Annotated in this window: 11 protein-coding genes; 7 read left to right on the forward strand and 4 right to left on the reverse strand. The window is 66.6% G+C overall.

Going from position 1 to position 12,208, the window contains the following annotated elements; translation table 11 throughout:
• The first annotated feature begins 43 nt into the window (after positions 1–43).
• From RFM41_RS26930 to RFM41_RS26945, 4 genes are all read left to right on the forward strand, one after another.
• Positions 44–1,186, forward strand: coding sequence for an acyltransferase family protein (locus RFM41_RS26930; RefSeq protein WP_320252364.1), 1,143 nt, complete (start codon positions 44–46; stop codon positions 1,184–1,186).
• Positions 1,183–2,292 (forward strand): glycosyltransferase family 2 protein, encoded by a 1,110-nt coding sequence (locus tag RFM41_RS26935; protein ID WP_320252363.1) that lies wholly within the window; start codon positions 1,183–1,185, stop codon positions 2,290–2,292. Before RFM41_RS26930 ends, RFM41_RS26935 begins: the two co-directional genes overlap by 4 nt.
• A 61-nt stretch (positions 2,293–2,353) precedes the next feature.
• Positions 2,354–3,364 carry a glycosyltransferase family 2 protein gene (locus RFM41_RS26940; RefSeq protein ID WP_430691565.1) on the forward strand — a complete coding sequence of 337 codons (1,011 nt, stop codon included), beginning with the start codon at positions 2,354–2,356 and terminating at the stop codon, positions 3,362–3,364.
• Positions 3,361–5,133: an ABC transporter ATP-binding protein gene (locus tag RFM41_RS26945; protein ID WP_320252362.1), complete on the forward strand. Its 1,773-nt coding sequence runs from the start codon at positions 3,361–3,363 to the stop codon at positions 5,131–5,133. Before RFM41_RS26940 ends, RFM41_RS26945 begins: the two co-directional genes overlap by 4 nt.
• Positions 5,134–5,311: 178 nt before the next feature.
• Here the strand turns inward: RFM41_RS26945 and minE are convergent, their stop codons facing one another.
• From minE to minC, 3 genes are all read right to left on the reverse strand, one after another.
• Entirely contained in the window at positions 5,312–5,584 is a 273-nt protein-coding gene (gene minE / locus RFM41_RS26950) for a cell division topological specificity factor MinE (RefSeq protein ID WP_042638296.1), read from the reverse strand.
• Positions 5,581–6,396 (reverse strand): septum site-determining protein MinD, encoded by an 816-nt coding sequence (gene minD / locus RFM41_RS26955; protein WP_201414581.1) that lies wholly within the window; start codon positions 6,394–6,396, stop codon positions 5,581–5,583. The genes minE and minD overlap by 4 nt, the downstream gene beginning before the upstream one ends.
• A gap of 104 nt (positions 6,397–6,500) precedes the next feature.
• Positions 6,501–7,415: a septum site-determining protein MinC gene (minC, locus tag RFM41_RS26960; RefSeq protein ID WP_320252361.1), complete on the reverse strand. Its 915-nt coding sequence runs from the start codon at positions 7,413–7,415 to the stop codon at positions 6,501–6,503.
• Between the two features lie 260 nt (positions 7,416–7,675).
• Between minC and RFM41_RS26965 the strand changes: the two genes are divergently transcribed.
• The 3 genes from RFM41_RS26965 to RFM41_RS26975 all read left to right on the forward strand — a co-directional run bounded on the left by RFM41_RS26965 (position 7,676) and on the right by RFM41_RS26975 (position 11,030).
• The gene (locus RFM41_RS26965; RefSeq protein ID WP_320252360.1) at positions 7,676–8,110 is read left to right on the forward strand and encodes a hypothetical protein; all 435 of its coding nucleotides are present in this window, start codon (positions 7,676–7,678) and stop codon (positions 8,108–8,110) included.
• A 112-nt stretch (positions 8,111–8,222) separates the two neighbouring features.
• Entirely contained in the window at positions 8,223–9,608 is a 1,386-nt protein-coding gene (locus tag RFM41_RS26970; RefSeq protein ID WP_320252359.1) for an FAD-binding oxidoreductase, read from the forward strand.
• A 294-nt stretch (positions 9,609–9,902) separates the two neighbouring features.
• Positions 9,903–11,030 (forward strand): acyltransferase family protein, encoded by a 1,128-nt coding sequence (locus RFM41_RS26975; RefSeq protein ID WP_320252358.1) that lies wholly within the window; start codon positions 9,903–9,905, stop codon positions 11,028–11,030.
• A gap of 194 nt (positions 11,031–11,224) precedes the next feature.
• Here RFM41_RS26975 and RFM41_RS26980 read toward each other — a convergent pair whose 3' ends face one another.
• Positions 11,225–12,088 carry a BA14K family protein gene (locus tag RFM41_RS26980; RefSeq protein ID WP_320252357.1) on the reverse strand — a complete coding sequence of 288 codons (864 nt, stop codon included), beginning with the start codon at positions 12,086–12,088 and terminating at the stop codon, positions 11,225–11,227.
• Positions 12,089–12,208 lie beyond the last annotated feature (120 nt).

Consider the following 12,208-nt stretch of genomic DNA (forward strand, 5'->3'; position numbering starts at 1 on the left):
CGACCTCTGCCGCGTGGTGCGACCGACCTGGCGGATGCCGCTGATGGCGAACGCGCGCGACATTCAGTTGGACGCATTGCGGGCGATTGCCGTGACGCTGGTGCTCTACTCGCATTTCTTCGCTGCAGGCGGCTCGTCATTCGTCGGCCATCTCGGGGTCAGGCTGTTCTTCGTGCTCTCCGGCTTCCTGATCACCCGGCTTTTGCTGGACGCGCGTGACACCGGAGCATTCGCCGCCGGGCCGGCGCTGCGTTCGTTCTACGCCAGACGCGTGATCCGGATATTCCCGCCCTACTTCGCGGTGCTGGGGCTCGTATGGCTCGCCTCGGAACAATCCAGGCCCTCGCTCGCCTGGCACGCGCTCTACCTCTCGAATTTCTGGTATGCGCGGCACAACGACTGGACGCCCTGGCTGCTCTGCCATTTCTGGAGCCTGAGCATCGAGGAGCAGTTCTACCTGGTCTGGCCGCTGATCGTGCTTCTCGCGCCGCGCCGGCGCATCGAGGCGATCACAATCGGCGTCATCGCCTTCTCGCTCGCCTACCGGTTCTACGGGCCGATTGCCGCCAATCCGGCGCTCGCCCGGGACCTGCTTCCGCCGGCCTCGATGGACGCGCTTGGCTGCGGCGCCCTGCTTGCCGTGCGCCGCGCCAGGGGCGCGGATGCGCCGCAGTGGATGAGGCTCGCCTGGCCGGCCTTGGCCGCGGCGTTCCTGCTCGTCGTCTGGTCAGATCCTGGGCCGGCGAATTCCGCCTGGGAGTGGCCACGCTGGACGCTGGTGCAGGTGCTGCCGCTGGTGCCGATGCTGGCCATCGTCGCCGCGTGCTCGAACGGCTTCGGCGGCGTGGCGGGCAGGCTGGCTGAGCTCCCCCCGCTGCTGTGGCTTGGCCGCATCAGCTACGGCGTATACCTCTATCATTCGATCCTCCTCGCCTTGACCGTCAGGGCGCAGTCATGGATCCCGGTCAACGTCTCGGAACAGGGGCCTGGGCGTTTCCTTGTCGCAGGCGCCGCCACGCTGGTTGTCGCCTCGCTCTCCTGGGTGTTTTTCGAGAAGCCGCTCAACGGTCTCAAGCGCTATTTCCCCTATGTCGAGCCCTCGCGACCGCGCGGTGCGAGCGAGGGGCGCCGGTTCGGCACCACCCCGGCGCTCGATCTGCAGCCGACGGATCGGAGCCGGCCATGACCGCGGCGCCTCTCATCTCCGTGCTTTTGCCGGTCCACAACGCAGGGCCCTATGTGGCTGCCGCGATGCAATCGATCCTGCGGCAGGACTACGACAGGCTCGAGGTCATCGCCATCGACGACGGATCGACCGACAGGTCGCTGGAAATCCTCGAACGCTGCCGCCGGGACGACAGTCGCGTTTCCATCATCTCACGCGAAAACCGCGGCCTTGTCGCCAGCCTCAATGAGGGACTGGCGATCGCCCGAGGCGAGCTCGTCGCGCGCATGGACGCAGACGACTTCGCCTATCCCTGGCGGCTGTCACGCCAGGCGGCGCTGTTTGCGGCGCGGCCGGAGCTCGGCTTCTGCGGCGCGCTCGTGGATACGCTGCTGCACGGCCGCATCGCCCGGGGCCGGCTCGATCCGGTGTTTCGTTTCGGCTTGCCCGTGCTGTCGAAATTCTTCACCATCTTCATGCATCCGACAGTGGTCTATAATCGCAAGGTCATCGGCCAGGCCGATCTCCATTACGACGGCTTCTACCAGCATGCCGAGGATTTCGATCTCTTCCGGCGGCTGGCCGAGCGCTATCCGGCGGCGCTGATCCCGGAAAGCCTGCTGGTCTACCGCGTCCATCCCGGCAGCGTGACCAGCCTGCACAGCAAGGAGATGCGACGCACGCATCTCAGAATTGTCGGCGAGAACCTCGTGTGCTCGGGGCTGGCGCAGGACTGCGAGGACCTGCGCGCCGTCGGCGACCGCGCCTGCCTGGAGACCGTGCAGCGGGCAGCCACTTTCATCCGCAAGCTCGAGGCGCGGATTGCGACATTGCCCGATACGACCCGACCGAGCTTCGAGGCCGGCGCGCTCAATCTGTTCTATTTCCTCTACCGGCTCGTCAACGACGAGGAGCAGCCGGCGCTGTCGCATGAATTGCTGACGTTAACGGGGAAATGGAACGCGATCCGCCGCCGCGAGAAATACGCGCTCAGCCCCGGCGCCCGGGCGCCCTGGCTTAGCCACGCCTCGATGTGGGCGGGCAAGCGCGCCGATTGGGTGGCCTACCGCTTCAAATCCGCGCCGGCGGCGGCGGTGCTCGCGCCCTACAGGATGGAGGCAGCATGAGAGCGGACGTCCTGCAGCGCCTTGGCGCCGAGGCCTCGCCGTGAGCGATCCGCGTCATCCGCTGCTTCGGCATCTTCGCCCTGTCTTGCCCGTCCCTCGCTGGCTCGGGCAGCGGCCGGAGGTCTCCTTCATTGTATGCACGCGCGACCGCCTCGCGGTGCTCGAAGCCTGCATCGACTCGATCCGCGCCGCCTGCCGGGCGCATCCGGCCTTCGCGGCCGAGCTGGTGGTGGTCGACAATGGGTCGCGCGATGGCACGGCCAAGTACCTTTCGGCGGCCGCCAGGACCTCGGACATCGCGCTGACGGCAGTCTCGGAGACGCGGCCCGGGCTGGCGGCGGCCCGCAATGCGGGGCTGGCGCGGGCACGCGGGCGGGTGCTGGTGTTCGTCGACGACGATTGCCGGCTCGACGGCAACTACCTCGTCGACCTGGAACGGCATTATGCGAGCGGCGAGAAATGGCTGATCCGCGGCGGCCGCGTCGAGATCGGCGACGCACGCGACCTGCCCTTCACCATCAAGCGCTGCGACAGACGCGAAGGGCTGACGCAGGCCGTCCATCCCGGCGGCTTCGTGCTAGGCTGCAACATGACCATGCACCGCGAGGTCGCCGCCCGCATCGGTCCCTTCGACGAGCGCTTTGGCGCCGGCGGGGCGCTGCGCTCGGCCGAGGACACGGACTATCTGGTGCGAGCGATGCTTGCCGGTATGGCAGTGGAATACGTGCCCGACATGACGATCTTCCACCATCATGGCCGGCGCGACCGCGCGGCGATCGACCGGCTGCACCGCGACTATCATTTCGGCAACGGCGCGCTTTGCCTCAAGCATTTTCGCCGTGCGCCCTGGCTGCTTCGCCATTTCTACTGGGCCGCGCGCGCCGCTCTGCGCGAGCTTGCCGGCGGCCCCAGATTCGATAGCGATCTCAGGCTATCGCATTGGCCAATCGTTCTGATGAACCTTGCGGGCGCGGCGAAATTCGCGTTTCTGGTGCTGGCCAGGCGGCCGCCGCGACGCGCGCGGCGTGCCCAGGAAACGCCCGAGGCCAAGGCAGAGGCCGGCGCGCGATGAGCGAGCGAGCGACACTGTCGATGCTGCGCCAGGCGCTCGGCCGCCGGCAGCTCAGCCTGCTGCCGATCGTCGTCGCGCTCGGGCTCGCAAGCGCGGCGCTCGAAGGTTTCGGCATCGGGCTGATCATCCCTTTGCTCGGCATCATCATGGGGCATGGGGACACCGCCGGCATGGCGGGCTTCTCAGCTCTGCTGCAGAGGGTCGGCGCCGGGCTTGGCGAGCGCGAGCGGCTGATCGCGATCGCGGCCGCGATCCTCGGCTCGATCCTGCTCAAGAACCTGCTTGCCTTCGCCAATTCGGTGCTCACCGCCCATATCTACGGCAAGGCCAGCCAGGCGATCCGTGGGGCGCTCGCCGGGCGGCTGCTCGAGGTCGGCTATCCATTCTTCCTGAAGGAGAGCCCGGGACGCCTGCTCAACATCATTTCCAACGAATCCTGGCGCGCCTCCGACGCCATCCAGGCGATGCTGGGCTCGATCGTCAGCGCCTCGGCCGCACTCATCCTGCTGGCCTTCCTTTTGCTGCTCTCCTGGCAGATGACGCTTTTGGTGATGATCGGACTGGCGCTGGTGCAAGCGGCACATATGACGCTGTCGGCGCACCTGAAGGCCCCCAGCCGCAGTGTCTCGGCGCGCAACAGCGCTTTGGCCTCGCGGATGCTGCACCTGGTGCATGCCGGCCGCCTGATCCGCATCTTCGGCCAGGAAGCGCGCGAGAAGGCGGCATTCGAGACGGCGTCGGACAGCGTGCGCCGGGCCGCCTTCCAGCTTGCCAACCGCCAGGGCGCGCTGGGTCCGCTCACCGAAGTGCTGCACGCCATGCTGTTCCTGGCGGTCGTGGTCGGCGCCTGGCTCGCGGGCCTGAGCTTCCCACTGGTCGCCGCCTTCCTCGTCCTGCTCTACCGACTACAGCCGCATGTGCGGGCGCTGCAGATGACCTGGAGCCAGTTGCAGGGGCTTTCCGGCTCGCTGGAAGAGGTGACGTGGCTGCTCGACCCAACGGGCAAGCCGGCTCCCCCGCAAGGCAGCCGAGCTTTCGCCGCCTTGCGCGGAAAAATCGCCTTCGAGGGCGTGAGCTTCAGCTATGCCAATGAGGAGCAGCGCTCGGCGGTGCTGCATGCCGCGAGCTTCGACATCCGAAGCGGCCGCTCGACGGCGCTGATCGGCCGCTCCGGCGCCGGTAAGACCACCATCGTCAACCTGCTCTGCCGCTTCGTCGACCCGGACGAGGGCCGGATTCTCGTCGACGGCACGGCACTCGGCGAGATCGACCCGGTCGCATGGCGGGCGCACATCGCCTTGGCCAGCCAGGAGCTGGAGCTGGTGGACGGCACCATCCTCGACAACATCACCTACGGCAAGGACGCGGCGAGCATGGACCAGGCGCGGCGCGCCGCCGAGCTTGCCGAGGCGCATGAATTCATCGAAAGCCTGCCGCAAGGCTACCAGACGGTCGTCGGCTATCGTGGCGTCAACCTGTCGGCCGGGCAAAGGCAGCGCATCGCGCTCGCCCGCGCGCTGGTGCGCGATCCTGACATCCTGATCCTCGACGAGGCCACCAACGCGGTGGACGGGCTCTCGGAAGCGGCGATCGTGGAAACACTAAAGTCGCGCGCCGGCCGCCGCACGACGATCGTCATCAGCCACCACCACTCGACGATCTCGTTCTGCGACGACCTGGTGATCCTGGAGCATGGACGGGTGAAGAAGCAGGCGCCGTTCGCGGCGCTCGCGACGCGCAGCATGGATGAGCTGTACCGGCCGGAGTGAGCGCCGGAATCTCCCCCTTGAGGGGGAGATGTCGCCGAAGGCGACAGAGAGGGGCGCCGCGCGTGGAGCGCCGACGCCCTGCGCGCCCGGAGAAGAGGTCGGCGATCTACGTGAGACGACCCCCTCTGACCGCTTTGCGGCCATCTCCCCCTCAAGGGGGGAGATTAGCTGGCGCTATTCACCCCGCCATCGCCAGCGGCGCGGCGCTCTTGTTGGGGATCTGGATGTCGATCTCCAGCGTCGACATGGTCGCGCCGCGATCCATCGAGACCTGCAGGTAGTCCTGGTCGATCTGCACATGCTTGGCAATGACCGCCATGATCTCCTCGCGCAGGATGGAGACGAGGTCCGGCTGGCCGCGGCTTTGGCGCTCATAGGCGAGCAGCAGCTGCAGCCGCTCGCGCGCCACCGGCGCGCTGGTGCGCCGCTTGAAGAGGTCGAGGATGCTCATGCGGCCCTCCTTCCGAGAAGCCGGTCGAGGAAGCCCTTGCGTTCGAAGGGGACGACCACCGGCAGGTCCTCGCCTTCCAGGCGTCTTGCCGCTTCGAGATAGGCCTTGGCGGCGGAATTGATCGGCTCCGACAGCGTGACCGGGGAGCCCAGGTTCGAGGCCCGCAGCACATCCTGGCTTTCCGGGATGATGCCGAGCAGCGGCGTGGAAAGAATCTCCAGCACGTCGTCGATCGACAGCATCTCGCCGCGCGAAGCGCGGGCGGCGTCGTACCGGGTCACCAGCACATGCTTCTGGATCAGCTCGCCCTGCTCGGCCTTCATGGTGCGGGCGTCGAGCAGGCCGATGATGCGGTCGGAGTCGCGCACCGACGAGACTTCCGGGTTGGTGACGATGACTGCCTCGTCGGCGAAGCGCATAGCGAGCTGGGCGCCGCGCTCGATGCCGGCCGGGCTGTCGCAGAAGACGTAGTCGAATACCGAGCGCAGCCTTGCGATGACTTCGGCCACGCCCTCTTCGGTCAGCGCGTCCTTGTCGCGCGTCTGGGAGGCGGGCAGCAGATAGAGCGTCTCCAGCCGCTTGTCGCGGATCAGCGCCTGCGACAGCTTCGCGGTGCCCTGAATGACGTTGACGAGGTCGAACACCACGCGGCGCTCGGCGCCCATGATGAGGTCGAGGTTCCTCAGGCCGACGTCGAAATCGACCAGCGCCACCTTCTTGCCGGTCTTGGCCACGGCAGCGCCGAGCGCGGCCGTCGAGGTCGTCTTGCCGACGCCCCCCTTGCCCGAAGTGACCACCACTACCTTGCCCATATTCATCCAGCCTCCGTTGGCGATTCTTATGTTTGGTCCGGCCGCTTGGGACACGGCCGACTCTCAGCTACAGTTGCACGCGAAACCGGTCCGAAGCTTGCGCGTCAGCCCAGCGGCACCACGCACAGCGCATCATTGTCGAGGAAGGCCTGCACGGCCTTGCCGCGCGAGGTGCCTTCCATCTCCTCGGCCGTGGTGTACCAGCCGTCGACGGCGAGCAGCTCGGCCTCGTTCTTGCGGCAGAAGATGCGCGCCGAAATATTGCCTTCCGAGCCCGCGATCGCGCGGCCGCGCAGCGTGCCATAGACATGGATCGAGCCGCCGGCGACGATTTCGGAACCGGACGCGACCGAGCCCAGCACGATGACGTCGCCATGCGGATGGAACACCGACTGCCCCGAGCGGATCGGCGCCTTGATCATCAGGGTGCCGGCGGCAGGCATCTCCGCTGCGCCCTGCCCTGCATTCGTCGACCTGGATTGGGCCGCATCGCTCTGCGCCGGCTCGATCCGGACCGCTTCGAGCCTTGCCAGCTCGGGGTCCACCGGCTCGTCGGCGGACATCTCTATGGGGGAAATTTCCGCCTGCGGCGCCTCCGCGGCCAGAGCGACCGCTTGGGTCGCCTGCGCCCGCTCCTCGGCGGCGGCTTCCAGCTCCTCGGCCCGCGCCTTGCGCGCGGCACGGCCCAGCAGTCCCTCGGCCGTCGCCTCCTTGGCGCCGGCCAGCAATGGCGGCAGCTCAGGCCCGAGCTCGGCGCCTTCGAGCTCGACGGCATAGACGCGGATGCCGCGCGAGCCGAGCACGCCGACCAGCGCGCCGATCTCCTCCGGCCCCGGCTGCAGGACGTTCAGATCCAGCACCACCGGGCGCCCGTTGAAATAGCCCGGCGAGTTGGCGATCCAGTGATCCAACCCCTCCAGCCAGTCGGCGATCGGCGCCTCCGGCGTCAGCGTGAAAGCGACGAAGGAACGGGCGCGAAAGCGGATCGATTTGTTGTGCAAAGGGGCGGCGAAGGTCACGTCCAAGCGAATCCTTACTCAATGGTTAAAGGGTGCCCGGCGAATGGTTAACAAAAGGTTAATTTTGAGGATTGGAGCCGTTAACAGCTGACGCGGCTAACTTCTGTGGCCGTGCGGTCACAGCGCCTGTCGCCGCCCGCGGTCCGCCGAAAACCAGGGCCTCGCCAGGCCAAGCATGTGAAGCGCCTAATATACGAAGCGATGCGCGCGGACCATCCTCTTGTCCGAGACTTTCCACTCTCTTCGAGAAGGAGACGGGCATGGGCATCGATCGGAAAGACAGCAAGCGAGCGGGCAAGACAGGTGCCGCAATGGCGACCCTGATGCTGCTTGCGGGATGCATGACGCACCAGCCGAGCGGCATAGATCCCTACCAGACGAGCGGCATAAACCAATGGCTCACGACCGCCGACGCCGACAAGGTGGTCAGCTCGATGAGCGCCAAGGGCATGATGCCGGCGACCATCGACTGCCGGTTCGCCGACACCACGCCGGGCCAGGTCGCCTACGTGTCAAAGTTCACCTGGAAACGCGCACCGGCAAACACACGCTACCATTGGGAGGTCGGCGACCCGACCTATCTCGCGAGCGATGAAGTGAAGGCCAACAGGGTTGGGCTGCGGCGGGTGTTCGCGAAAGCGACGCGGGATGCGGCGACGGGGCAGAAGGTCGGGTGCTCGGTGTGGACGGGTTAGACCCCTTTGACAATGGGAACGGCACTGGGAGGCTGATGTCCCGGCATTCGGCGTGGCCCTAGCGCGCTCGCGCATCTATAGGATAGAGCTCGTCCGCTTCCCGGAGCCGCCTATGTCCGCCGCATTCCTCCCCTCCCTCCGCACTGCCCTCCCCACAGCCACCATCTGGGATGCCGCCGAGCTTGCCTCGCGCGATCCCGGCTTCGACGCCCGCAATTTCGGCGCCTCCGCCCTGATCCGCCCGCGCGATGTCGAGAGCGTCGCAACGCTGGTGAAGTTCTGCGCGGAGCAAGGCGTCAGCCTTGTCGCCCAGGGTGGGCGCACGGGGCTGGCGGGTGGAGCGGCGACTTCCTCCGGTCAGGTGATCTGCGATCTCGGCGGGCTCAACCAAATCGAGGAGATCGATCCGTTTGCGCGGGTGGCGATCGTGCAGGCGGGCGTGACGCTGGGGGCGCTGCAGGAGGCTGCGGCTGGGCATGGGCTCGATCCGGGTATCGACCTTGCCGCGCGTGGCAGCGCCACGATCGGCGGCATGGTTTCCACCAATGCCGGCGGCATCATGGCGTTTCGCAACGGCACGATGCGCCATCGCGTGCTTGGGCTGGAAGCCGTGCTGCCGGACGGGCGGGTGTTTTCCGATCTCACCCGGGTGCTGAAGACCAGCGCCGGCTATGATCTGAAGCATCTCTTCATCGGCGCGGAAGGCACGCTGGGCATCGTCACCCGCGTGGCGGTGCGGCTCGATCCGGTGGCAGGGGCGAGCGCCACAGCGCTTGTCGGCGTGCCGGATGCGGCGAGCGCCCAGCGCATCGTGCGGCATTTCCTGACCTCGACCAGCGCGCGGCTCACCGCCGCGGAGATCCTGTGGCGCAATTTTGCCTCGCTCATGCAGCGGGCGCTGAACTATGCGCCGGGCAGCCTGCCGCTCGACGCGCCCTGCCTGCTGGTGCTGGGGCTCGGCGCCGACTCGATGGAGGCGGCGAGAGGCGTGCTGGAGGACGGGCTGGCGGCGATCTGGGAAGAGGCCGGCATCGTCGACGGGCTGGTCGCAAGCTCGGAAGCGCAAGCGGCCGCTATGTGGCGGCTGCGCGAGGAGACCGAGCAAATCGAGCGCGCGCATCCCATGGCGCCCTCCTTCGACGTGTCCGTGCCGGGCGGCGAGCTGGACGCCTATGCGGCGCGTATCGAGGCCGGATTGAAGAAGATCGACGCCTCATACGCGCCCTATGTCTACGGCCATCTCGCCGACGGCAATCTGCACATCTCCATCAATTGCGAAGGGCCGGTCCCGCATGAGCGGCACGAAGCGATCGAAGACGTGCTCTATGAGGGTCTGCGCCAAGCCGGCGGCTCGTTCTCGGCCGAGCATGGCGTCGGGCTGGAGAAACGCGAGGCCTATGAGCGCCACGCCGACCCGGTGAAGCGGGATTTGGCGAAGGCGATCAAAGGGTTGATCGATCCGGGTAACGTAATGAATCCGGGGAAGGTCGTGGGCTGAGGTGGCGCTTTGTCTCCCTGCAGCCCTGCGATGCGCCGGCGCGCGTCGCCAGGCGTCAGGCTTTTTTCATGACTTTTCTTCCGCGACGCACAATAAACGCTTGATGTTTTGCTGCAGTGCAGCTTAAGCTTAATTAGTAATGCCTCAATTGCTTGGGTGGCGTTGCATGGCCGGCAAAGAAGCCGGGCCATGCGCGGGTGAATAGTTATGGCCCCGGCTCGACGCCACCCGGCGCGCCAAATGAATTTCAGCATCGAGACTTCGTAAAACCACGTTTGACCTTACGGGGTGACAATGGAGCAGATGCGCTTCAACAAGCTCGATGTCGTGCGCGGCGTCGCGGCTTTCGTCGTTGTTTTGAACCATGCGTACAATTTCACGCCGGGGCATGACTGGCACGACTGGAAGCTCGACTACACGCCTCTCAGCCATCTTGTGAACGGCCGCGTCGCCGTCATCGTCTTCTTCGTCCTCTCGGGCTTCGTGCTGGCGCTTCCCTTCCTGAAAGGGCAGCGGATTTCCTACGGCCGCTTCGTATTCCGGCGGTTCTGCCGTATCTACCTGCCGTTCGCCGTTGCCATAGTGCTGGCCCTGGGGTTGGCTTCGATGCTCGCCTTTCCCAAGCCGCAATGGGCCGCGGCCGAAGCCGACTGGGCGAGCCCCATCGATCTTCCCCTGATCCTCGCGCACTTCCTGATGACCGGCATCGGCTATGCGAGCATCTCGCTCGATCCGCCAATGTGGACGCTGATCCAGGAAATGCGCATCGCGCTCGTCTTCCCGCTCCTTGCGCTCGCCGTCATGCGGCTTTCCTGGAAAGGCGTCGCCGTCACCTTCCTCATAGCGGTGATGGCCACCAAGACGCCGGCGCTGATCGGGGAGCCGTTCGGCGACAAGGTTTCCTCATCGGCGCTCGGCAGCCTGCTGCTCACCGCCTATTACCTCTACTTCTTCGCCTTCGGCGTGCTTCTCGCCAAGAACCTCGACCACGTGATCGCGCTGGTGAAGAAGATGCCGCGCTCGCTGCACCTGGCGATCATCGCCGGCTTCATCCTGGCGCCGAAGGCGCTGGTGGAGAAAAGCTACCTGATCGGCGATCTTACCTATGCGCTGGTGGCCGGCTACATCATCATCTGCTGCATCGCGTTTCCGTTGCAGACGGCGGTGCTCGATCGGCCGAGCCTGCGCTGGGCCGGCAAAGTCTCGTATTCGCTCTATCTCACGCATCTGCCGGTCATGCTGGCGCTTATGTACCTGCTGCGCGACCGCGCCCCGCTGCCGGTCATCCTCGTTCTGTCGCTTGCGCTGATGCTGCCGGTGGCGGAGATCTTCCATCGCAACGTGGAGCTACCGTCGATGCGGCTGGGGCGGCTTACTGTCAGGCGCAAACCGGTGCCACCCGGCGGCGCCGCGCCTGCCTAAAGCGCGTCGCGATCTTTCAGATCCCGAAACCGGTTCCCACTTTCGGGAGACATGCTTTTAGAGCGGTTCGCCGTTTCACGGAAACGGCGAACCGCTCTATCCCTTTGTTTTTGCGCAATTCCGGACGGAAAACCGCTCACACTTTTCCTGGAATTGCTCTAGCGACAGGTGCATCGCGATCGAAACTTCGCCCTTCACTCGCATTGCCGGCGCGGGCCGCCGTCGAAGGGCTGGTAGGTGTTGTCGCGCGGATCGTAGGAGCGGTAGCGGTTAAAGCAATAGTCAACATGATCGCCCGAGACCGGGCGACCTGCGGCCTGGGCGGCCTCAGCCTCGGGCGAAATCTCTTCCGGCGGGCCGCCATAGGTGGTGGCGTAGCCGTCGCCGGACGGCGCGTAGCCTTCCATCTCGGCCTGATCGTCGCTCATCTGGCCGTCACTCATCCGGTTGTCACTTGGGCCGCCCTGGGGATCGTTCGCTGCTGCCTGGTCATTCTGGCCACCGCCGGTCGAGGCGGTGCGGTCGCTGCCGGGATCGTAATAGGGCGAGATGCAGGGGCGCAACTCGCCGCTGTAGGAACGGTAGCTGTTTTCTGCCGGGCGGTAGCTGCGATAGCGGGCGGCGCACCATTGCAGGTGGGCGACGGGCAGTTGCTGTTGCCGCGCCTGCTGATCGGCCGCTGCCGGCTGCTGGGCTGCGCCGGCGTCAGGCGGCGCGGGCTGGCCCGGGCCAGGGACGCCGGGCAATGGCTGCAGTCGCGGCGCTGCCGGCGGCGCTGGCGCCGCAAGCGCGGTCGGCTGCGTTCCGCCATCCGCTTTGGCTGGTTCGCCGGCCTTGGCCGGTGCGGCCGCCGCCTGCTGGGCGGGAATGCGTTCAAGGTTCTGCTTCTGCGGATCGACCGGCTGGGCGTCCTTCGTCCAGAGCTCGGAAACGCCGATCGCGGGCGTTGCCTGGCGCACCGGCTTGGCGGCGAGCAACCAGGTCGCGAAGGCAAGCCCGCTGGCGAACACGGCCAAGGTCAGCACGAAGCCGCCGGCAATTCCCAACAAAGCCTTCACGCAACGCTCCTTCAGCCCCCGCTCATAGAATGCGGGGCGCAGGCTCCAGTTCCCACGAGAAGGGGGCAATGTTGAGACCCGCCGGCAACAGCGGGAGAGCCCCGCATGCCCCGGGGAGAG

Source organism: Mesorhizobium vachelliae (assembly GCF_033977325.1).
Lineage (GTDB): Bacteria > Pseudomonadota > Alphaproteobacteria > Rhizobiales > Rhizobiaceae > Mesorhizobium > Mesorhizobium vachelliae.